Annotated in this window: 19 protein-coding genes and 1 tRNA gene; 8 read left to right on the top strand and 12 right to left on the bottom strand. The window is 72.7% G+C overall.

The annotated features are described in order from the left end of the window. Positions 1-29: 29 nt before the first annotated feature. Positions 30-1,049 carry a PAC2 family protein gene (locus ACIQOE_RS31110; protein WP_351320475.1) on the top strand — a complete coding sequence of 340 codons (1,020 nt, stop codon included), beginning with the start codon at positions 30-32 and terminating at the stop codon, positions 1,047-1,049. Between the two features lie 145 nt (positions 1,050-1,194). Here ACIQOE_RS31110 and mshC read toward each other — a convergent pair whose 3' ends face one another. The 4 genes from mshC to ACIQOE_RS31130 form a co-directional block, all read right to left on the bottom strand. Further along, entirely contained in the window at positions 1,195-2,424 is a 1,230-nt protein-coding gene (mshC, locus tag ACIQOE_RS31115; RefSeq protein WP_365562467.1) for a cysteine--1-D-myo-inosityl 2-amino-2-deoxy-alpha-D-glucopyranoside ligase, read from the bottom strand. A 103-nt stretch (positions 2,425-2,527) separates the two neighbouring features. Then, positions 2,528-3,343, bottom strand: coding sequence for an SCO1664 family protein (locus tag ACIQOE_RS31120; RefSeq protein WP_362643610.1), 816 nt, complete (start codon positions 3,341-3,343; stop codon positions 2,528-2,530). Then, the gene (locus tag ACIQOE_RS31125; protein WP_351320481.1) at positions 3,307-3,897 is read right to left on the bottom strand and encodes a DUF3090 domain-containing protein; all 591 of its coding nucleotides are present in this window, start codon (positions 3,895-3,897) and stop codon (positions 3,307-3,309) included. Before ACIQOE_RS31125 ends, ACIQOE_RS31120 begins: the two co-directional genes overlap by 37 nt. Before the next feature lie 108 nt (positions 3,898-4,005). Further along, entirely contained in the window at positions 4,006-4,692 is a 687-nt protein-coding gene (locus tag ACIQOE_RS31130; protein WP_351320483.1) for a histidine phosphatase family protein, read from the bottom strand. Between the two features lie 62 nt (positions 4,693-4,754). On the opposite strand from ACIQOE_RS31130, the gene corA reads away from it, so the two are divergent. Continuing rightward, entirely contained in the window at positions 4,755-5,759 is a 1,005-nt protein-coding gene (corA, locus tag ACIQOE_RS31135) for a magnesium/cobalt transporter CorA (protein WP_351320485.1), read from the top strand. 28 nt (positions 5,760-5,787) lie between these two features. Here corA and ACIQOE_RS31140 read toward each other — a convergent pair whose 3' ends face one another. Both ACIQOE_RS31140 and ACIQOE_RS31145 read right to left on the bottom strand, forming a co-directional pair. Next, on the bottom strand, positions 5,788-6,576 hold the full coding sequence (locus ACIQOE_RS31140) for a ferritin-like domain-containing protein (protein WP_365562472.1): 789 nt from the start codon (positions 6,574-6,576) through the stop codon (positions 5,788-5,790). A gap of 229 nt (positions 6,577-6,805) precedes the next feature. Continuing rightward, positions 6,806-7,861, bottom strand: a complete 1,056-nt coding sequence (locus ACIQOE_RS31145) for an LLM class F420-dependent oxidoreductase (RefSeq protein ID WP_351320489.1) — start codon at positions 7,859-7,861, stop codon at positions 6,806-6,808. Positions 7,862-8,043: 182 nt separating this feature from the next. Here ACIQOE_RS31145 and ACIQOE_RS31150 point away from each other — a divergent pair, with 182 nt between their 5' ends. Continuing rightward, a complete protein-coding gene (locus tag ACIQOE_RS31150) occupies positions 8,044-9,027 on the top strand; it encodes an aldo/keto reductase (protein WP_365562475.1) in 984 nt (327 codons plus the stop codon). Beyond that, the gene (locus ACIQOE_RS31155) at positions 9,024-11,276 is read left to right on the top strand and encodes a helix-hairpin-helix domain-containing protein (RefSeq protein ID WP_401414975.1); all 2,253 of its coding nucleotides are present in this window, start codon (positions 9,024-9,026) and stop codon (positions 11,274-11,276) included. Before ACIQOE_RS31150 ends, ACIQOE_RS31155 begins: the two co-directional genes overlap by 4 nt. A gap of 113 nt (positions 11,277-11,389) precedes the next feature. On the opposite strand, the gene ACIQOE_RS31160 is transcribed toward ACIQOE_RS31155, so the two are convergent. Next, entirely contained in the window at positions 11,390-12,109 is a 720-nt protein-coding gene (locus ACIQOE_RS31160; protein ID WP_351320495.1) for a hypothetical protein, read from the bottom strand. Positions 12,110-12,156: 47 nt separating this feature from the next. Between ACIQOE_RS31160 and ACIQOE_RS31165 the strand changes: the two genes are divergently transcribed. Continuing rightward, positions 12,157-12,345 carry a DUF5703 family protein gene (locus ACIQOE_RS31165; protein ID WP_046732800.1) on the top strand — a complete coding sequence of 63 codons (189 nt, stop codon included), beginning with the start codon at positions 12,157-12,159 and terminating at the stop codon, positions 12,343-12,345. A gap of 87 nt (positions 12,346-12,432) precedes the next feature. Here ACIQOE_RS31165 and ACIQOE_RS31170 read toward each other — a convergent pair whose 3' ends face one another. The 3 genes from ACIQOE_RS31170 to ACIQOE_RS31180 all read right to left on the bottom strand — a co-directional run bounded on the left by ACIQOE_RS31170 (position 12,433) and on the right by ACIQOE_RS31180 (position 15,284). Further along, positions 12,433-13,428, bottom strand: a complete 996-nt coding sequence (locus tag ACIQOE_RS31170; RefSeq protein ID WP_401414977.1) for a chaplin — start codon at positions 13,426-13,428, stop codon at positions 12,433-12,435. A 134-nt stretch (positions 13,429-13,562) separates the two neighbouring features. Next, entirely contained in the window at positions 13,563-13,796 is a 234-nt protein-coding gene (chpH, locus tag ACIQOE_RS31175) for a chaplin ChpH (protein ID WP_351320499.1), read from the bottom strand. Positions 13,797-13,958: 162 nt separating this feature from the next. Then, the gene (locus ACIQOE_RS31180; RefSeq protein WP_401414979.1) at positions 13,959-15,284 is read right to left on the bottom strand and encodes a M20/M25/M40 family metallo-hydrolase; all 1,326 of its coding nucleotides are present in this window, start codon (positions 15,282-15,284) and stop codon (positions 13,959-13,961) included. A gap of 211 nt (positions 15,285-15,495) precedes the next feature. Here ACIQOE_RS31180 and ACIQOE_RS31185 point away from each other — a divergent pair. Next, a tRNA-Leu gene (locus ACIQOE_RS31185) sits at positions 15,496-15,583 on the top strand. 53 nt (positions 15,584-15,636) lie between these two features. Here the strand turns inward: ACIQOE_RS31185 and ACIQOE_RS31190 are convergent. Both ACIQOE_RS31190 and ACIQOE_RS31195 read right to left on the bottom strand, forming a co-directional pair. Continuing rightward, positions 15,637-15,873, bottom strand: a complete 237-nt coding sequence (locus ACIQOE_RS31190) for a DUF397 domain-containing protein (RefSeq protein ID WP_351320503.1) — start codon at positions 15,871-15,873, stop codon at positions 15,637-15,639. Positions 15,874-15,876: 3 nt separating this feature from the next. Then, entirely contained in the window at positions 15,877-16,743 is an 867-nt protein-coding gene (locus ACIQOE_RS31195) for a helix-turn-helix transcriptional regulator (RefSeq protein WP_351320505.1), read from the bottom strand. 242 nt (positions 16,744-16,985) lie between these two features. Between ACIQOE_RS31195 and ACIQOE_RS31200 the strand changes: the two genes are divergently transcribed. Next, the gene (locus ACIQOE_RS31200; protein WP_365573494.1) at positions 16,986-17,429 is read left to right on the top strand and encodes an ATP-binding protein; all 444 of its coding nucleotides are present in this window, start codon (positions 16,986-16,988) and stop codon (positions 17,427-17,429) included. Between the two features lie 378 nt (positions 17,430-17,807). Next, positions 17,808-21,677 (top strand): Pls/PosA family non-ribosomal peptide synthetase, encoded by a 3,870-nt coding sequence (locus ACIQOE_RS31205; protein WP_401414982.1) that lies wholly within the window; start codon positions 17,808-17,810, stop codon positions 21,675-21,677. Positions 21,678-21,735 lie beyond the last annotated feature (58 nt).

Consider the following 21,735-nt stretch of genomic DNA (forward strand, 5'->3'; position numbering starts at 1 on the left):
GGCGAGGGTACGTCGGAAGGAGGCGCTGGGTGATCGAGCTGGAGGGGGTTCCCGAGCTGATCGACCCAGTCATGGTGGCCGCGTTCGAAGGCTGGAACGATGCCGGCGACGCCGCCTCCACCGCGGTCGCGCATCTGGAGCGGGAATGGAAGGGAGAGGTGTTCGCGGCCCTTGACGCCGAGGACTACTACGACTTCCAGGTCAACCGTCCCACGGTGTGGATGGACGCGGGCGTGCGCAAGATCACCTGGCCGACCACACGGCTGTCGGTGGTCCGCGTCGGCGGCGACAAACCGCGCGACCTGGTGCTGGTGAGAGGCATCGAGCCGTCCATGCGCTGGCGCTCGTTCTGCAATGAGCTGCTCGGCTTCGCCCATGAACTCGGCGTGGAACTGGTGGTGGTCCTGGGCGCCCTGCTGGGCGACACGCCGCACACGCGTCCGGTGCCGGTCAGCGGGGTCACCTCCGACTCCGACCTGGCCCAGCGGATGGACCTGGAGGAGACCAAGTACGAGGGTCCGACGGGCATCGTCGGCGTCCTCCAGGAGGCCTGCACGCACGCGGGCGTCCCGGCGGTCTCGCTCTGGGCGGCCGTCCCGCACTACGTCTCCCAGCCGCCCAACCCGAAGGCGACACTGGCGCTGCTCAACCGTCTGGAGGACCTGCTCGACCTGCGGATCCCGCTGGGCGAGCTGCCCGAGGACGCGCGCGCCTGGCAGGTCGGCGTGGACCAGCTGGCCGCCGAGGACACCGAGGTCGCGGAGTACGTGCAGACGCTGGAGGAGGCCCGGGACACCGCCGAGCTGCCGGAGGCGTCGGGCGAGGCGATCGCCCGCGAGTTCGAGCGCTATCTGCGGCGCCGGGACGTGAATCCGCCGACCGGTGGCCATGCCACGGCGGACGGCACCGACAGCGCGCCCTACCTGCGGGACAGTCCGGGCGGCAGGGCCCGGCCGCCCAGGCCGCCGAAGCCCGACACGCCCGGGAGCACCGGAAGTTCCGGGGACGTGGAGCCGGGGCCGGACGGCGAGGACACCTCCGAGGACTGAGACGACGGACAGGGGCGGTACGCGTGACGCGTACCGCCCCTGCTGTCGGTCGGGTGCCGTCCGCGCTCCGGCGGCGGCCCCCCGCGATTCCTCCGGCCGGGGCCCCCGGCGCCCCTCGCGGGGCGCGGGGAGCCGGCGGCGCTTCCTAGAGGGCCACGCCCAGCAGCGCGTCCACCGCCCGGGAGACGACTCCCGGCGCGCCCGTGTCCGTGCCGCCGCTCTCCTCCTGGAGTGCTGCCCAGCGGTCGACCGCCGCCAGTGCGGAAGGGGCGTCCAGGTCGTTGCTCAGGGCCTCGCGGACCTCCTCCACCAGGGCCTCGGCCGGCGGGCCGTCCGGGCGGGAGACCGCGGCCCGCCAGCGGTCCAGGCGGGCCACCGCGTCGGCCAGGACCTGGTCGGTCCACTCCCAGTCGGCGCGGTAGTGGTGGGAGAGCAGGGCGAGGCGGATGGCGGCCGGGTCGACGCCGTCGCGGCGCAGCCGGGAGACGAAGACCAGGTTGCCGCGGGACTTGGACATCTTCTCGCCGTCGAGCCCGACCATGCCGGCGTGGACGTACGCCTTGGCCATCGGGAACTCGCCGGTGAGCACCTGGGCGTGCGAGGCGCCCATCTCGTGGTGCGGGAAGGCGAGGTCGGAGCCGCCGCCCTGGACGTCGAAGGTCATGCCGAGGTGGTCGAGGGCGATGGCGACGCACTCGATGTGCCAGCCCGGCCGGCCGCGTCCGAGGGAGCCGCCGTCCCAGCTGGGTTCGCCCTCGCGGGCGGCCATCCACAGCATCGGGTCGAGCGGGTTCTTCTTGCCGGGACGGTCCGGGTCGCCGCCGCGTTCGGCGGACAGCAGCCGCATGGCGGCGGCGTCGAGGTTCGAGACCTGACCGAAGTGCGGGTCGGACCCGACGGAGAAGTAGATGTCGCCTTCGAGCTCGTAGGCGGCACCGAGGTCCCGCAGCCGCTCGACGAGCGGCACGATGCCGGGTATGGCCTCGACGGCGCCTATGTAGTGCCGCGGCGGCAGCATCCGCAGGGCGGTCATGTCCTCGCGGAAGAGGGTCGTCTCCTGCTCGGCGAGGGCGACCCAGTCGACGCCGTCGCGCTCGGCGCGCTCCAGGAGCGGGTCGTCGACGTCCGTGACGTTCTGGACGTAGTGCACCTGGCGCTTGGTGTCGAGCCACACGCGCTGCACGAGGTCGAACGCGTTGTAGGTGGCCGCGTGCCCCATGTGGGTGGCGTCGTACGGCGTGATGCCGCAGACGTAGATTCGGGCGACGGGACCGGGGTCGAGGGTGACGAGGCCGCCGGTCGCGGTGTCGTGGATCCTCAGGTCGCGGCCCTGACCAGGCAGGGCGGGGACCTCGGAAGCGGGCCAGGCATGCATGTACATGAGCGTAACCGGACCCGAGTTCGGTATACGAACCGGACCAGGCCAGATGGCCGGGAAGGCCCTCTTGATCTTGCGTTCGCGATGTGCTGCGGGCCGGTCACACGGGCGGCCACGGGATGGCCGGCCACTCTCCGCTCGGTTCCGGGTGGACGCCGGTGGCGAGCAGCGCGTCGACCCGCGCGCGCGTGGCGTCGAGTTCGACGGCGGTGATCAGCTCGGCCAGCCGGGTCCCCAGCGCCCCGCCGAGGGCCTCACGCAGCCCTGTGAGGGTCTGGACGGCCTCCGCGGTGAGCGGCTCCCCCGCCCAGCCCCACAGCAGCGTGCGCAGCTTGTTGTCGGCGTTGAAGGTGACCCCGTGGTCGATGCCGTACAGGCGCCCGTCGGCGGTGGGCAGCAGATGGCCGCCCTTGCGGTCGGCGTTGTTGATCACGGCGTCGAGGACGGCGAGCCGGCGCAGCCGGTCGTCGTCGGCGTGCACCAGCAGCGCCGTCTTCCCTTCGCCGACCTCGGCGAACCCGATCGCCTTCCAGCCCGGCTCCGGCTCCTCGGCGTCGACCAGGGCGAGCAGGTCGGCGCTCTCGGGGTCGACGTCGATCCAGAGCTGGCACATGCCCTCCCCGTACGGCCCGTCGCGCAGCACGGTGGGCGGGACCAGGTCCCAGCCGGTGGCCGCGGCGACCTCGTAGGCGGCGACCTCGCGCTGGGCGAGGGTGCCGTCGGGGAAGTCCCACAGCGGGCGTTCCCCGGCGACCGGCTTGTAGACGCAGGACGCTTCCTCGCCGTCGTACGCGACCGTGCAGAACAGGGCCGCGTTGGAGGCGTCGCGGATGCGTCCGCGTACCTTCAGCTCACCGTGGGCGAGCAGGTCGGCGGCGGTCACGCTCCGCGGCGGTATCCGTTCTGGCGCGGACATACGTGTCCTTCCGGGTCGAGCGGGAGGCTGCACAGCGGGCACGGCGGCCGCCCGGCGTTGACGACGTCCAGGGCGCGCTTGGCGAAGGCCCTGGCCTGCGCGCCGGTCAACCGGACCCGCAGCATCGGGGGCCCGTTCTCCTCGTCCTGCAGGAGCCGCTCCTCGGCCTCGGCGAGGTCCTCCTCGGAGTCGGCGTCCAGCTCCACCAGGGCCTGCGCCTCGACGATCATGCGCTCTTCCTCACCGTCCCAGGCGAGCGCCATGGTGCCGACGCGGAACTCCTCCTCGACGGGAGAGTCCAGCGGGGCGCTGTCGGCGATCTCGGTGGGTGCGACGGCGGGGACGGCCGCGTTGCCGCCGCTGCGCCGGACGACCTCGTCGAGGAGTTCGTCCATGCGTTCGGCGAGTGCGGCGACCTGGGTCTTCTCCAGGGCCACGCTGGTCGTCCGGGGGCCGGCCGTGGCCTGGAGGAAGAACGTACGGCGTCCGGGCAGTCCGACGGTGCCCGCCACGAAGCGGTCCGGCGGATCGTAGAGGAACACCTGACGGGACACGTCCTGTCTCCATGGGAATCGAGAGTGCGTGGGCTCAGAAGGGCGGCCGGCCGTGCGGGGTGCCGGTCGGTGACGGGGTGGACCGCTTCACCCTACTGCGGCTGACGATCACGGCGCGCCGGCACCGCCACCGACCGGTGCGTCTTCGCCCGCGGGTTCCTCGCGGGGGGCAAGGGAGGCGAAATCCCCGGTGTCCCCGAGACGAACGAGAAACGGCCGCAGACGGGTGTAACGGATCGCGGTGATGGAACACGGTTCGACGGAGATCCGCTGGAAGAGGTCGAGATGCAGTCCGAGCGCGTCCGCGACGAGCGACTTGATGATGTCGCCGTGCGAGCACATCAGGTAGACGGCGTCGGCGCCGTGGTCGCGCTCCACGCGCGCGTTCCACTCGCGTACGGCCTCGGCGGCGCGGGCCTGCATGGCGCGCATGGACTCGCCGCCCGGGAACGCCGCCGCCGACGGGTGCGCCTGCACCACGTCCATGAGCGGCTCGTCCTTGAGTTCGGCGAGCTTGCGGCCGGACCAGTCGCCGTAGTGGGCCTCGCCGATCCGCTCGTCGGAGTGGGCGGTGAGACCGGGACGGGCGTCCAGCAGCGGGCGGATCGTCTCCTGGCAGCGCTGCAGGGGGCTGGCGACGACCTCGGAGATCGGCAGTCCGGCGAGCCGGCCGGGCAGCGCGGCGGCCTGGGCGGTGCCGCGCTCGTCGAGGGCGACGCCGGGCGTCCAGCCGGCGAGCAGCCCGGAGGTGTTGGCGGTGGACCGTCCGTGCCTTACGAGGATCAGCGTGGGCATGCGGCCCAGGGTAGGCGCTCGCCGACGTGCGCCGGCGGCCGGGCGACGGGAGAATACGCTCCGTGATCGTGGACTGTGCCATCTACCGGGACGGGGAGCGGACGGAGACCCCGCAGGACTTCTCCGACGCCCTCGCGGAGGCACGCGCGCGTGGCGACAGTTTCCTCTGGATCGGTCTGTACGAGCCGACGGAGCACGAGTTCGACCTGGTCACCGATGAGTTCGGGCTGCATCCGCTGGCGGTCGAGGACGCCCTGACCGCCCACCAGCGGCCCAAGCTGGAGGTGTACGACGACTCGCTGTTCGTCGTCCTGAAGCCGGTCACGTACGAGCCGAAGAGCGACACGGTGACCTCCGGCGAGCTGATGATCTTCATCGGGGACTCCTTCGTGGTCACTGTGCGCCACGGGACGCCCTCGCCGCTCGGGGACATCCGGCGCCACCTGGAGGAGCAGCACGAGCTGCTCAAGCACGGTCCGACCGGGGTGCTGTACTCGATCTCCGACGCGGTCGTCGACAACTACCTGGAGGTCTCGACCGAGCTGCAGAACGACCTGGAGGAGCTGGAGGCCGAGGTGTTCTCGCCGAGCGGCGGCGGCTCCCGGCACACCGCGTCGCGGATCTACACCTTCAAGCGGCAGATCCTGGAGTTCCGCCGGGCCACCGTGCCGCTGTCGATGCCCATGACGAAGCTGGCGGGAGTGGGCCAGTACGGCGCCGGCGCGGCGGTGCCCTTCGTGCGCGAGGACGCCCGCCCGTTCTTCCGGGACGTCAACGACCATCTCCTGCGCGTGAACGAGGGCGTGGAGGGCCTGGACCGGCTGGTGTCCGACGTCCTCAGCGCCCATCTCGCGCAGATGAGCGTGCGGCAGAACGACGACATGCGGAAGATCTCCGCGTGGGCTGCGATGGCGGCCGTGCCCACGCTGATCGCGGGGATCTACGGGATGAACTTCGACCACATGCCCGAGCTGCACTGGGTCTGGGCCTATCCGGCGGTGATCCTGCTGATGGCCGCGCTGGAGCTGGTGCTGTACCGGACGTTCAAGCGCCGCGGCTGGATGTGAGCCGCGCGGGGCGGGGACCCGCCGCCGCTCAGGCGAACTCGGGGGCGGCGGTGGCGGGGCCGCCGAGGGCGTTCCTGCGCTCCGGCATCCGCAGCGAGACCATCCGGCGCCAGCCGGCGGCGCGCTCGTAGGCGTAGACGGCGTGGATGCCGAGGGCGAGCAGCGCGGACCTGCCCTTCGGCCAGCCGAGGATGCGGCCCATGTGGGCCATGACGGCGAGGCTGACGTCCCGGTAGACGCGGATCTCGGCGAGCGCGCACGCGCGCAGGGTGTGCTGGATCGTGCGGCCGTGCCCGGCGGCGGCGAACCGCAGCAGTTCCTCGTGGCAGTAGGCGAGGTGGTTGTCCTCGTCGTCGGAGATCATCCGTACGGCGCGGCCGAGGTCCGGGTGGTCGGCGAAGTACCTGCGCAGCAGCTCCATCTGCTCCGAGGCGCGCTGCTCGGTGACCCGGCTGTGGGCGAGGTAGGTGACGATGTCCGTAACGGTGAGCGGCCGGTCGTCCCTGAGCTTGTCGTGGGCGAGCCCGATGCCGTGCCGTTCCAGGAGCATCGTGTAGTCGGTGTCGGGCGGTACCGGGACGGCGGTGAGCCCGCGCTTCCTCATCAGGGCGCGGAAGATGCGCCCGTGCTTGTCCTCGTCGGCGCCGTGGCGGGTGATCTTCGGCGCGAGGCCGCGTTCGCTCGTCGGCACCAGCGCGGCGATCCGCGCGTTCTCCCAGCCGCCCTGGGCCTCTCCGCTGGCCGCGATGGAGCAGAAGAGCCGGAAGGACTCGTCGTTGTCCAGGATCTCCAGGAACAGACTCTTGGCCGAAAGCATCGTGGGCACCCCTTCGGAGGACTCACCGGACCCGCAGAGAACGAGTCAAATGCCGCATCCGGACGGCTGCAACAGCTGTGCGGACGGACTCGGCCGAAAGGAGGAGCGACGGGGTCGCGCCGAGGGCGTAACCGCCTGGGCGCGGGCGCGTTGTTCTCTGTGACGGCCGTGGCGGGGAAGACCCCCCGAGCCCCCACCACGGCCGTGGACTTCCGCCCCGCCGGGGCCCTTACGCGAGACCGGCGCGCTCCAGGGCCTCGGCGCCGGCCCGCAGCGAGGCGAGCCGCTCGTCCAGGGCGAACCCGGCGGGCGCGAGGGACAGCGTGGTGACGCCGGCCGCCGCGTAGGCCTTCATCCGGTCGGCGATCCGGTCCACGGAACCCAGCAGCGTGGTCTGGTCGATCAGGTCGTGCGGAACGGCCGCCGCGGCCCCGTTCTTGTCCCCGGACAGGTACTTGTCCTGGATCTCGGCGGCCTCCCGCTCGTATCCCATGCGCTGGGCGAGCTGGTTGTAGAAGTTCTGCTTGCGGCTGCCCATGCCGCCGACGTACAGCGCGGTGTAGGGCCGGAAGGTGTCGGCGAGGGTCTGCACGTCCTTGTCGTCGCCGAGGGCGAGCGGCAGCGTCGGGCAGATGTCGAAGCCGTCGAGTCCGAGGCCGGCCTTCTCCCGCCCCGCGCGCAGGTACTTGACGGCCGTCTCCTCCAGGTGGTCGGCGGAGGGGAAGATCAGCAGCGCGCCGTCGGCGATCTCGCCGGTCTGCTCCAGGTTCTTCGGACCGATGGCGGCGATGTAGACCGGGATGTGCTCGCGCTCGGGGTGCACGGTCAGCTTGATCGGCTTGCCGGGACCGCCGGGCAGCGGCAGCGTCCAGTGCTCGCCCTCGTACGACAGCCGCTCGCGGCTCATCGCCCGGCGCACGATCTCCACGTACTCGCGGGTCCGGGAGAGCGGCTTGTCGAACTTGACGCCGTACCAGCCCTCGGAGACCTGCGGGCCGGAGACGCCGAGGCCGAGGCGGAAGCGGCCCTTGGAGAGCGAGTCGAGCGTGGCGGCGGTCATCGCGGTCATCGCGGGCTGCCGGGCCGGGATCTGGAAGATGGCCGAGCCGACGTCGATGCGCTCGGTCTGGGCGGCGACCCAGCTGAGCACGGTCGCGGCGTCGGAGCCGTAGGCCTCGGCGGCCCAGCAGACGGCGTACCCGAGCCGCTCGGCCTCCTGCGCCACGGCCAGGTTGTCCCCGTCCATCCCGGCACCCCAGTAGCCGAGGTTGATCCCGAGCTTCATGGCCGATCCCCTTACCGATCAGTAACGTCCCTGTCCGGGAGACCATAGCGTGGGACTTTCGGCCGGGGACACCGGTCGTGGTCCGACCGTGGACGGAGCCGGCCGGCCGCGCCGCCCTCCGGCGGGAACCGGTTGTCCACAGGCAACCCAACGCACCAGCTCTGGCCAGTAATCTCGCGGACATGGAGCAGAGGCATCTCGGCCGTACCGGCCTGCGCGTGTCCCGGATCGGGCTCGGCACCCTCACCTGGGGCCGCGACGTCGACGAGCACGACGCCGCGGACATGCTGAAGGCGTTCTGGGAAGCCGGCGGCACCCTCGTCGACACCGCGGACGTGTACGGCGACGGGGAGGCCGAGTACCTGCTCGGGCAGCTGATGGAAGGACTGGTGCCCCGCCGGGACCTGGTCATCTCGACGAAGGCGGGCAGCGTCCCCGACCCCGACCGCCGTTTCAACGGCTCCCGCGGCCATCTGCTCGCCGCGCTGGACGCCTCCCTGGCCCGCCTCGGCACCGACCACGTCGACGTCTGGCACGTGCACGCCTACGACCCGGACACGCCGCTGGAGGAGACCCTCCAGGCTCTCGACCTGGCCGTGAGCAGCGGCCGCGCGCGGTACGCCGGGGTGTCCAACTTCTGCGGCTGGCAGATCGCGAAGGCGGCGACCTGGCAGCTCGCCGCGCCCGGCAGCCGCACCCGGCTGGCCAGCACCCAGCTGGAGTACTCGCTGCTCCAGCGGGGCATCGAGCGCGAGGTGCTGCCCGCCGCCCTCGACCTCGGCATCGGCCTGCTGCCGTCCTCCCCGCTGGGCCGGGGCGTCCTGACCGCGAAGTACCGGCACTCCACTCCCCCGGACTCCCGAGGCGCCTCGGAGCACCTGGCGCCGTTCGTGGCGCCGTACCTCGACGACACCGCCACCCGGATCGTGGACGCGGTGCAGACGGCGGCGGACGGACTCGCGGTGACGCCGCTCCAGGTGGCGCTCGCCTGGGTGCGGGACCGGCCGGGCGTCGCCGCGCCGATCATCGGCGCGCGCAACGCCAAGCAGCTCACGGCGGCATTGTCAGTGGAGGCCCTTAGTCTTCCTGACGAGATCTGCCGGGCGCTCGACGACGTGTCGGCGCCCGTGCACCGCTATCCCGATCACGACTGGAGCACGCTGTGAGCACGGAGCCGGGGCTGGGCGCCACGCCGGGGGCCGACGAGGCCGTCGAGGGCGACGGAAGCACGACGGCCGCGGGGCCGGCGGGGGCCGACGGCCCCACCGCCGGCACGGACGAAGCGCGCGACGCACAGACCGCGAGTCCCCGTGCGAACGCCACGAGCGGCACGGACGGCGGCGACGGCGGGCCCGGCGGCACGGCCGCTCCGGGTGACGCACCCGGCGGTGACGCCGCGGCGGAGGCGGCGAAGCAGTCGGAGGCCGAGGCCGAGCTGGCCGCCCAGCGGATCGAGCGGGAACGGATCGAGCGCCGCAAGGCGGAGAAGAAGGCACCCATCGCGAGCGGGGCCGGGCTCAGCGGCCAGGCGGCCGACCTGCTCGCGGCGATCCGGGCGGTGGAGAGCGGCGACAGGCCCGCGGCCACCGTGTTCGCGGCCCCGGAGCCCGCCCCGAGCCCGAGGTCCGCGCCGGATCCGGTGGTGCAGCGGCCGCGGCCGGCCCCCGCCGAGGCGGCGCCCGCCGAGGAGACGGTCGCGGCGGTACGGGCGGTGCTGGCCGCGGGCGGCGCGCCCGAGTCGCTCGCCCCTCAGGCCGCCGCCGCCCTCGGCGACGGCGCGGAGGCGCTGCTGCGCGAGGATCCCTGGCAGCTGCTGCGGATCTCCGGTGTGCGGCCGGACCAGGCGGACGGGTTCGCGCGGGCGCTGCTCGGCGCGGAGTGCGGCCCGGACGACGAGCGGCGCGGCCGGGCGGTGACCGGCTGGCTGCTGGAGCAGGCGGCCCTGGCCGGGCACACCGCGCTGGAGATGCCGGCGCTCGTCGCCGCGCTGGCCCAGCGGGCGGTGCCCGACCCGGAGGCGGCCGTCCAGGACGCGCTGGCCGAGGGGGACGCGCTGGTCTTCCAGGACGCCCTGGACCCGCACGCCCCCGAGCCCGAGGACGAGGAGGAGGAGCGCCCCGTCCGGGTCCTGGTCGGCCTGGAGCGGTACGCGCTGGCCGAGGAGAGCCTCGCCGACGGACTGGCCCGACTGGTCAACTCGCTGTCGAAGGACGCCCCGGAGCCCTGGGAGGCGGCCGCCGCCACGGCCTCCGGCGGTGCGGCAGAGCTGGCGGCGGCGGTCGCCGGACACGGCCTGGTGCTGCACACCGGCGGCGAGGCGGCCCGTGCCGAACCGGCGGCGCTGCTGGCCGCCGCCCGGAGCGCCGGCCTGCGGGCCTTCGCCGCCGTCCACGCCCCGGAGGGACACCGCCGGCCGGCGGACGGGGCGGCGGCCGGCGACGCGGACCGCGAGGCCCCCGTCGGTACGGTCGCCGGTCTGCTCTCCGGTGCCGAGGGGCCCGGCCGGGACGCCGAGGGCGCCCTCGACCTCGACCTGCTGATCGTGCTGGACGCACCCCAGCTGGACGTGGAGAGCGCCGCGATGATCGTGGAGGCGCTGCCGGACGGGGCCCGGCTGGTGCTCAGCGGGGATCCGGCGGTGCTGTGGTCGGCGGGGCCCGGGCGGGTCTTCGCCGACCTGCTGGCGGCCCGGGTGTGCCCGCAGATCGCCTCGCGCACGCCCGACCCCGGCCCGCTCGGCGAACTGGTCTCGGGGATCGGAGCCGGTGAGCTGGGCCAGGTGGAGGCGCCCGGCAAGGAGATCGTGATCGTGCCGGTGCGGGACGCGGGCGAGGCGGTGCACCGGACGGTGCAGCTGGTCGCCGACTCCGTGCCGCGCGCCATCGGCGTCCCCGCCGAGCAGACGGTGGTGATCACGCCGGGCCACGGCGGCGCGGCCGGCACCCGCGCCCTCAACGCCGCCCTGAAGGAGCGGCTCAATCCGGGCCCCGGCCGTTTCGGCGGCTTCGATCCCGGTGACCGGGTCGCCTACTCCCCCGCGCCGGGTCGTACGGTCCCCGGCCAGGTGGTGGACGCGGACGGCGACGGACTGCACCTGTCGTGCGCGGGCGAGCCCGTGGTGGTCCCGAGGGAGCGGGTAGAGCAGGCCGTACGGCACGGCTGGGCGCTCACCGCCCACCAGGCGGTCGGGGCACGCTGGCCGGCCGCGGTCGTGGTGCTCCCCGGCGACGCGGCCCAGGCGCTGAGCCGTCCCTGGGTGTACACGGCGTTCAGCCGGGCCGGGCGGCATCTCTCGGTGGTCCACGGCGTGGAGCAGGCCCTGCCGAGGGCGGTGGCCGAGACCCTGCCGAAGCCCCGGACGACCCGCCTGCCGCTCCTGCTCAGCACCCAGGTGCCGCCGGCGTCCGAGGCCTGACCAGGACCGGACGCCGCTGGGCGCCCGCGGCGCCCGTTCCTCCCGCCGGACGGCGGCGCCTCATGGCCCTGCGGCTCGTGAGGCCCCGTCGTCCGCGCGCGGGAGCCGCGCGGTCAGCGCTCGGCGTCCAGCGGCTCCAGGTCCTCGTCCTCGTCGAGGTCGAGGTCGTCCAGTTCGTCGGAGTCCTCGCCGCGCGGGGTGTCCTCGCCGTCGTCGCCGTCCTCCTCGTCGAAGACCGCGCTGACGTCGAACCGGCACACGACCCGCTGCGGATCGACGCCCTCGAACGGGGCCTCCAGCCACTCGCCGGGCTCGGCCGGCTCGTCCGCCGCGGTCACCCACAGTGTGGAGTCGGCCTCCTCCAGACCGAACTCCTTGTGCCGGGAGGCGATCTCGTCCGGCTCGAACTCGCCGAACAGGATCCCCAGCGCCCCGTGGACGGTGCCCGCGGCGTCCTGGTCCGCGCCCGGACCGTCGCCGTACTCCGCCGCCTCGACCCGCTCGGCCTGTGCCAGCAGCCGCTGTGGTTCCGCCACGGCGTAGTCGCGGCGGATCAGCACGCTGATCGCGTTCGGCTCCTCGGGTCCCGCGTACGGTGGCAGCGAGTCCTCGGTACCGGGGATCTCGAAGGGTGTGACCTCGTCGTAACGGTCGTAGAGAAGCTCGTCGTAGACCTCGGCGGCCGCGGCAAGCTGGTTGAACGCCTCGTAGACAGCCGGGTCGTCCTCCCCCGACCTGCGTTCGACCGCGGCCAGATGGCGGTCGAGCGCGGTCTTGACCGCCTCGGCGGCGGCGCGTACCTCGGCAGCGGTGGGCTGCGCAGCATCAGACATAGTGCAGACGCTATCCGTACCGGGCACCAGCCCGCACAATAGATGCGATGCCGGAATACGAATTTGTCGACGTGTACGTACCTCGCGGGGTCTCCCGCAAGGAGGCGACGCGTCTGCTGACGGACCATGCCGAGTACGGACACTGGGAGTTGGACCGACTGAGTCTCATGCGCGACGGCAGCCGCAGGGTGCGGTTGCGCCGGCGGATCATCCGCCAGGTGCGTGCCACATGGTGAGACTCTCCGCATGACGGAAGGGGCCCCGCATCGACGGGGCCCGCTCCGTATGTACGCACCGCTGCCCGGGGCGTCACCGTCCGTGCGTTAGGCCGCGGCGCGCGCCTTGCGGTACAGCACGGCTCCCGCGAGCAGCGCGCCGGCGCCCGCCGGGAGCGCGAGGCCCAGCGGCAGGTCGCCGCCGGTGTGCGCGAGCTGCGCGGCGCCGGTGCCGGGCTGGGCCACCGAGCTGCTGCCCACCGGGCTGACCACGGACGACCCGTGCCCACCGGTCGGAACGGTCCCGCCTCCGGGGTGGCCGGGAGTGCCAGGAGTGCCAGGGTGGCCAGGAGTGCCGGGGTTTCCAGGCGTGCCGGGGTTGCCGGGGGTACCAGGGTTACCGGGAGTGCCCGGGTGACCCGGAGTGCCCGGGTGACCGGGGTTGCCACCGTGGCCGCCATGGCCCCCGTGACCGCCATGACCACCGTGCCCGCCGGAACCGCCGTGGCCACCGTGCCCGCCATGGCCTCCGTGTCCGCCATGACCACCACCGCCGTGGCCACCACCGCCGTGGCCGCCACCGTGGCCACCGCCACCGCCATGGTTGCCGCCACCACCGTGGCTGCCACCGTGGTCGCCGTAGCCTCCGTCGTTGGCGCAGTCGTTGCCGAGGGCGCCGTTGCCGATGCCGATCACGTTGACGCTGTTGCCGCACACGTTGACCGGGACGTCGATCGGCACCTGGACCGTGTTGCCGGAGCCGACCCCGGGCGAGCCGCCGGTGTGACCGCCGGCGTGCGCGCCGCCCTGGCCGCCGTGACCGCCCGAGTTGCCGTAGCCGCCGGACGTCCCGCCCCCGCCGCCCTGGTTGGCGCACTTGTTGCCCACCGCCGGGTTGAGGGCGCCGACGACGTTCACGGTGTTGCCGCACACGTTCACCGGAACGTGCACCGGCGCCTGCACCGTGTTGCCGGACAGCACGCCGGGCGAGTCGGTGGCGGAGCCGACGGCCCCGGAGTCGGCGTGGGCGTAGCCGCTCGCCGCGGCGATCACCCCGGTCGCCGCGGCCACGGTCATAAGACCCTTGCGAGTGCTCTGTCGCATTTCTGAATTCCCCCCTGCCTTGGATTCTGAACCGATGCGTTCCGCGCGGAAAATCCGCGGGAAAACCGGTCGGCCCCGGAGCGCGTGGCGCGCGCTCCGGGGCCGACGGAAAGACGCCCCTCAGGGAGTCGGCGTCACTTGTTGAGGCAGGTGTTGCCGAAGGCGGGGTTCAGCAGCCCGATCACCGAGATCGTGTTGCCGCAGACGTTCACCGGGACGTGCACCGGAACCTGGATCACGTTGCCGGAGATGACACCCGGGGAGCCCACGGCAGCGCCCTGAGCACCCGAGTCGGCGACGGCCAGGCCCGCACCCGCGAGAACCAGACCACCAGTGGCAGCCGCAGCGGCGACGACCTTCTTGAGCATTGTTCCTCCTTGTTGGCAATGCGATCCCAAGTAGCGGATCGCATCACTTGTAACGAGGAGGGAGTAATGGGGATACGAGCTTATCGTCGCATTCACTCTTCTCAGTCGATCTCGTACAGCCGCCCGATTAGCCAGAGCCACTGCTTCACCGCGCGTATGTCTTCAGGACGCGTCGATGAACCGGTCGAGCACCCGTACGCCGAACTGCAGGCCGTCCACCGGGACCCTTTCGTCCACGCCGTGGAACATGCCGGCGAAGTCCAGCTCCGGCGGCAGCTTGAGCGGCGCGAAGCCGAAGCCGCGGATGCCGAGGTCGTCGAAGGACTTCGCGTCGGTCCCGCCGGAGAGCATGTAGGGGATCGCCTTGGCGGTCGGGTCCTCGGCGAGCAGCGAGGACTGCATCGCCTCCACCAGCGCCCCGTCGAAGGAGGTCTCCACCGCCTTGTCGGAGTGCACGTCCTCGCGGACCACGTGCGGGCCCAGGATCCGGTCGAGGTCGGCGAGGAACTCGTCCTCGTGGCCCGGCAGGAACCGGCCGTCCACGTGCGCGGTGGCCTCGCCCGGGATGACGTTGACCTTGTAGCCGGCGTTGAGCTGGGTGGGGTTGGCGGTGTTGCTCAGGGTCGCGCCGATGAGCTTGGCGATGCCGCCGAGCCGGGCCAGCGTCGACTCCATGTCCTCCGGGTCCAGTTCGGTGCCGAGCGCGTCGCCGAGTTCGTCGAGGAAGGCCCGGGTGGTCTTGGTGACCCGGACCGGGAACCGGTGCCGGCCGAGCCGGGCCACGGCCTCGGACAGCTCGGTGATCGCGTTGTCCCGGTGGATCATCGAGCCGTGCCCGGCGGTGCCGGCCACCTTCAGCTTCATCCAGTGCATGCCCTTCTCGGCCGTCTGGATCAGGTAGAGCCGGCGCTGCTCGCTCACCGTGAAGGAGAAGCCGCCCACCTCGCTGATCGCCTCGGTGACGCCCTCGAAGAGGTCCGGGTGGTGGTCGACGAGGTGCCGGGCACCCCAGGTGCCGCCCGCCTCCTCGTCGGCGAGGAAGGCGAGCACGATGTCGCGGGGCGGCTTGCGGCCGCTGCGCAGGCGGTCGCGGACGACCGCCAGGGTCATCGCGTCCATGTCCTTCATGTCGACCGCGCCGCGGCCCCACACGCATCCGTCCGCGACCTCGCCGGAGAACGGGTGGTGGGTCCAGTCGTCGGCGTTGGCCGGTACGACGTCGAGGTGGCCGTGGATCAGCAGCGCGGGCCGGGTCGGGTCCGTGCCCTCGATGCGGGCCACCGTCGAGGCGCGGCCCGGGTGCGACTCGAAGATCTCCGGTTCGAGCCCGACCTCGGCGAGTTTCTCGGCCACCCACTCGGCGGCCTTGCGCTCGCCGGGTCCGGAGTGGTCGCCGTAGTTGCTGGTGTCGAAGCGGATCAGCTCGCGGCAGAGGTCCACGACCTCGTCCTCGCCGGTGACGCTCCTGGCCGTGTCCGTCTCGCTCACGCTGCTTCCTTCCGCTGTCACTGCCGGCCGGTCCCTGTCATCCTTGCCGCCATCCTCTCTCTCCCACCGCTCCGGACCCAAGACCGGTCCCGGTCCGTCACACGCCGTTCACGCCGGTCCGCGCCGGGTACGGGGTGTGATCGGCCACCGCCGAAAGCCTGGTAATGTTTCCTTCGTCGCCGCGAGGGAGACCCCGCGCGACAGACACCTTGTCCGGGTGGCGGAATGGCAGACGCGCTAGCTTGAGGTGCTAGTGCCCTTTATCGGGCGTGGGGGTTCAAGTCCCCCCTCGGACACCACGAAGAAACCCCTGCTGAGCAGGGGTTTCTTGGTTTTCCGGGAGTGGTGCGGGTCAGCCGAGGCGGCCTATTCGGCCGTTGCCGGGATCGATGTGGGGCACGGCCGAGGTGAACGCGGAGAGTGCCGCCCGGCCCAGCAGCAGCGCGGGCCCGTGGGGCCGCTTGCTGTCGCGGACGGCCACCGTCGTCCCGTCGACGATCCCGCATTCCACGCAGTCGGACTGTGATGCGGACGCCGAGGACTTCCACCAGGTCACCGGCAGAGTCGACGCGTCGTCAACGTGCTTCATTCGCTATTCGTTCTTCCTTATCTGGGTGATCAGTTCCACCGACGCCTCGACGGACTCGGCGGCAGACGTGAGGCGTTGCCACGCGGCCCGGTGCGTGGAGACCCGATCACGTTCCTCGATGTACAGGGCGGAGGTCAGCCCTTCCTGGTGGACGACGTCCAGGTCCGCGTGCGGACCGAAGCCCAGGATGCTGAAGGTGCCGGTCAGTCCGGCGTGCAGGGGGGCGTCCGAGCGCAACACCTGGATGTTGATGTTCGGGCGCCGCCCCATCGTAAGCAGGCGCCCCAACTGCTCGTACATCAGGGCGGGATCCTCGGTGGTGCAGCGCAGCGCCTGTTCGGAGACGATCGCCCAGAGCGCCAGCGGGTCGCTGTCGCGGGTGAGGACGGCCTGGCGAGCCAGCCGGACCTCGACCAGCGCGTCGACCCGTGCCTCGACCGCCTCGGACATGGCGGTCGCCCGGATGATCTCGCGGGCGTACTCGGCGGTCTGGAGCAGGCCGGGAACCATCCCCAGCTGCCAGGTGGACACCGTCTCCGCCTCGGCCTCCAGGCTGATGAGGTCCTCGTACACCGGTGTGAGGACACCCCGGTACGAGTGCCACCAGTCGCGGCGGCCGCCCTCCTTGGTGAGTGTGATCAGGGCCGCGCCCAGCTCGTCGCTCACGTCGCGGCCGAGCGCGGAGTACAGGTCGAGCAGTGCCTGGATGTCCGCCGCCTTGGGGGCGGTCTTGCCGGTCTCCATCCGGGACAGCTTCGAGGAGACGAACGTGCCCCCGGAGTGCTCCGCGACCTCGTCGAGGGTGAGTTCGCCGCGCAGTTCGCGCAGCTTGGCACCGAGTCGTCGCCGGCGCACCGTGGGCGTGCTCACGGGTTCCCCCTATCTCTCCGGTGAACTGCCCGACAGTCTGCCGTGCCGCCCAGACCCTCGCCACCGGCTGGCGGGTTGTGCCGCAAGTCTCTCGCAGAGGTGCGCAATTTTTCACATCCTGTGGGACGTATTGCTATCGACTGTGCCGTGAAGGCACCATGAATCCGGGAAATACGAAAGTGACCGCACTCGCATGGCGAACCACCGTGCCTGCGTTGGGACATGCCCGTGAGGGGATCTACATGATCGAACGCCAGCGGAGCACCGCGACCGAAACCCGTGCACTGCAAGTCGTCCCGTCGCCCGTCCTGTTATTGGCGAGCGAGCCCCAGTCGGCCAGGGCGGCACGGAAGTTCGTGAGCGACTTCATCAACCACCACACCCCGGACGCCTCCCGTGACCACATCGAGGCCGTCGCACTGGTCACCTGCGAGCTGGTCACCAACTCCCTGCGGTACGAGACGGATCCGGACGACCCGGTCCGCCTCCTGATCGACACGGACGGCGCCCGGACCCGGGTCGAGGTGCACGATCCGCTCAACCACCGCCTCCGGTTGCGGCCCATCTCCGTCGAACGCGACCGCGGGCGCGGCCTGCTGATCCTGGACGCGCTCTGCTCGGGCCGCTGGGGCGTGGGCAACCTGCCCTGGGGCAAGTCCATCTGGGCCGAGGTCACGGCCGCCTGAGCCGCACCTCCCCGACCACGACGGCCGGTTCCGTGGCGTACTCCCCTCCCTGCCACGGCACCGGCCGTCGTCGCGCGCCGACCCGGGCCGGCGGATTCGGCGCAGGTGGCACCGCGTTGGCCGTTCTCACGCTGCGTTGACCGGCCTCACGCTGTGTGTCCCATCTCTCGTCACGTTCGGAGAAGGCCTGGTCAGGGCTGCCGTAGAATCAAGGGGTCCGCCCCGAACGGCCGCTCCCCGGTGGCCGTCGGCCGAGCGGGGTCCTAGCGTCGTACTAATATTTCCGGCTTGTTACCTAGCCGGAGCCGGACAACCCCAGGCGGACCTGGGGACCCGCCGGCGCCCCCGGAGGTTCCGGGAACGAGACGCGAGGACCGGATGGCAGCGACTGACGAGAGCAGTGCTCTCGGCCTGCTCGACGAAGAGATCCGCGAGGAGTTCGGGGACACGGCACGTTTCTCGGCGGGAGCGGCGGCCTCGCCGCGCACGCTCGTGGACGTGTTCGAAGCGACGGTACGGACCCACCCCGACGAGCCCGCGCTGGACGACGGCGCCGCCCAGCTCACCTACCGCGCCCTCGCGGTCGAGGTCGAGCGGCTGCGTCGGCGCCTCCACGAGGCCGGTGTGGGCCTCGGCGACCGGGTGGGCGTCCGGGTGCCGTCCGGGACCAACGACCTGTACGTCGCGGTGCTCGGCGTACTCGCGGCCGGGGCCGCCTACGTGCCCGTGGACGCCGAGGACCCGGACGAGCGGGCCGCGCTGGTGTTCGGGGAGGCGCGGGTCGCCGCCGTCCTCGGCGCGGGGCTGTCGATCGACGTCCGCGACCCCGAGGCGCGCACCGCCGCCCGGCGGCCCGGCGTCGAGCACGACGCCTGGATCATCTTCACCTCCGGCTCCACCGGCAGGCCCAAGGGCGTCGCCGTCACCCACCGCAGCGCCGCCGCCTTCGTGGACGCCGAGTCCGCCCTGTTCCTGACCGAGGACCCGATCGGTCCCGGTGACCGGGTCATGGCGGGCCTCTCGGTGGCCTTCGACGCCTCCTGCGAGGAGATGTGGCTGGCCTGGCGCTACGGCGCATGCCTGGTGCCCGTGCCCCGCTCCCAGGTCCGCAGCGGCGCCGACCTCGGCCCCTGGCTGGTGGAGCAGGAGATCACCGTCGTCTCGACCGTGCCGACCCTGGCCGCGCTCTGGGAGCCCGAGACGCTCAACGACGTCCGTCTGCTGATCTTCGGCGGCGAGGCCTGCCCGCCCGAGCTGACCCAGCGGCTGGTCACCGAGGGCCGCGAGGTCTGGAACACCTACGGGCCGACCGAGGCCACCGTCGTGGCCTGCGCGGCCCTGATGACCGGCGAGGAGCCGATCCGCATCGGGCTGCCGCTGAACGGCTGGGAACTCGCCGTCGTGGACGAGGCGGGCCGGCCCGTGTCCCTGGGCGAGAGCGGCCAGCTGGTGATCGGCGGCGTCGGCCTGGCCCGCTACCTCGACGCCGAGAAGGACGCGGAGAAGTACGCGCCCCTGGAGTCGCTGGGCTGGGAGCGGGCGTACCGCAGCGGGGACCTGGTGCGCGCCGACCGCGAGGGGCTGGTGTTCCTCGGACGCGCGGACGAGCAGATCAAGCTCGGCGGCCGCCGTATCGAGCTCGGCGAGGTCGACGCGGCCCTCCAGGCGCTGCCGGGCGTCGCGGGCGCCGCGGCGGCCGTGCGGACCGCGCGCAGCGGCAACCAGCTGCTCGTCGGCTACGTCGTCACCCAGGAGGGCTGGGACCAGGCGGCCGCCGTCGAGAAGCTGCGCGCCGAGCTGCCCGCCGCCCTCGTCCCGCTGCTCGCACCCGTGCCGGAGCTGCCCACCCGCACCTCGGGCAAGGTCGACCGCAACGCCCTGCCCTGGCCCCTGGAGGGCCTGGAGACGGGCGGCAGGGCCGAGCAGCTGTACGGCACCGAGGCGTGGCTCGCCGAACAGTGGACCGAGGTCCTCGGCATCCCGGTGGGCAGCGTCTCCGACGACTTCTTCGCGATCGGCGGCGGCAGCCTGTCCGCCGCCCAGCTCACCACCCGGCTGCGCACCCGCTACCCGAGCGCGGCCGTCCTCGACATCTACCAGCGGCCGGTGCTGCGCAAGCTCGCCCGGCACCTGGAGGAGTCCGCGCAGGAGGACACCGCGCGGCGAACGATCGCGCCCGTGCCGCGCGCCGCGCAGCTGGTGCAGCTGATGGTGCTGCTGCCGCTGTTCACCCTGCTGGGGCTGCGCTGGACGGTGGTCCTGGCCGCGCTCGGCAACGTCCTGGGCGGTTACGGCTGGCTGCCCACCGCGCCCTGGTGGCTGGTCGCCGCCGGCGCCCTGGTCCTGTACACCCCGCCCGGCCGGATCGCGATCGCCGCCGGTGGCGCGCGGCTGCTGCTGCGGGGCGTGAAGCCCGGCCGCCACCCGCGCGGCGGCTCCGTGCACCTGCGGCTGTGGACGGCCGAGCGGCTGGCCGAGTTCACCGGTGCGACCGCGCTGACCGGCTCCTGGCTGGAGCGGTACGCGCGGGCGCTCGGTGCCAAGATCGGTCCCGAGGCGGACCTGCACTCGCTGCCGCCGGTCACCGGCCTGCTCAAGGTGGGTCGCGGTGCGGCCGTGGAGTCCGAGGTGGACCTGTCGGGTCACTGGCTGGACGGTGACCGGCTGGTGATCGGCCCGGTCCGGATCGGCGCCCACGCGGTCGTCGGCACGCGCAGCATGCTCTTCCCGGGCGCCCGGGTCGGCAAGCGCGCCGAGGTGGCACCGGGCTCGGCGGTCACCGGCCAGGTCCCGACCGGCCAGCGCTGGGCCGGCGCCCCGGCGGTCAAGCTGGGCAAGGCCAAGCGCAACTGGCCCAAGCAGCGGCCGCAGCGCGGCACCTACTGGCGGGTGATGTACGGCCTGACGGGCGTCGGACTCAGCGCGCTGCCGGTGGTCTCGGGCGCCGTCGCGCTGCTGGTCGCCGGGCGTTTCGTGGCCCCGGGCGACGGCCTGGCCGAGGCGCTGCGGGGCGCCGCGGCCGCCCTGGTCCCGGCCACGCTGGCCTTCGGGCTGGCGTACGCGCTGCTGATCCTGGTCTCCGTACGGCTGCTCAGCCTGGGCCTGAGGGTCGGCACGCATCCCACGCACAGCCGGATCGGCTGGCAGGCCTGGACGGTCTCGCAGCTGATGGACCGCTCCCGGGACACCCTGTTCCCGCTCTACGCCGGTCTGGTCACGCCCGTGTGGCTGCGGCTGCTCGGGATGCGGATCGGCAAGGGCGCCGAGGTCTCGACCGTGCTCGCGCTGCCGAGCCTGACGACGGTCGGCGAGGGCGCGTTCCTGGCCGACGACACGCTGACCGCGCCGTACGAGCTGGGTGGCGGCTACGTGCGGATCGGGCGCGCGGAGATCGGGCGGCGGGCATTCCTCGGGAACTCCGGGATGACCGCGCCGGGCCGCAGCGTGCCGGACGGCGGTCTGGTGGGCGTGCTGTCGGCGACGCCCAAGAAGGCGAAGAAGGGCACGTCCTACCTGGGGCTGCCGCCGGTGAAGCTGCCGCGCAGCACGTCGGACGGCGACCAGAGCCGGACCTACGAGCCGCCGGCGCGGCTGCTGTGGGCGCGCGGTCTGGTGGAGGCGTGCCGGATCGTCCCGGTGCTGTGCTCGGTGGCGCTGGCCGTCCTGACGGTCGCCGCGCTGTGTGCGCTGGGCGGCTGGGCGCCGCTGCTGTCGGGGCTGGTGCTGACGGCCGCCGGTGCGGCGGCGGGTCTGGTGTCGGTGCTGGCCAAGTGGCTGCTGGTCGGGCGGCACCGCAGCGGGGAGCACCCGCTGTGGAGCTCGTTCGTGTGGCGCAACGAGCTGGCGGACACCTTCGTCGAAGTGCTGGCGGTGCCGTGGCTGGCCGGCTCGGTTCCGGGTACTCCCCTGATGACGGCCTGGCTGCGCGGCCTCGGCGCGCAGATCGGGCGGGGCGTCTGGGTGGAGAGCTACTGGCTTCCGGAGACGGATCTGGTGACCCTGGAGGACGCGGCCACCGTGAACCGCGGCTGTGTCCTGCAGACTCACCTCTTCCACGACCGGATCTTGCGGACGGATACTGTGGTTCTCCGTGAGGGCGCCACACTGGGTCCTGGCGGGATCGTGCTGCCCGGCAGCACGATCGGGGCCCGTACCACCCTGGGTCCCGCGTCGCTCGTCATGGCGGCGGAGTCGGTTCCCGACGACACCCGCTGGCTCGGCAACCCGATCGAGGCATGGCGTCCCTGAGCGCGGGCCGTACGGTGGCCGCGGGTGTCGGCGCACCGAGGGACGGTTCGAGCACAGC

This window comes from Streptomyces sp. NPDC091282 (assembly GCF_044757385.1).
Lineage (GTDB): Bacteria > Actinomycetota > Actinomycetes > Streptomycetales > Streptomycetaceae > Streptomyces > Streptomyces gramineus.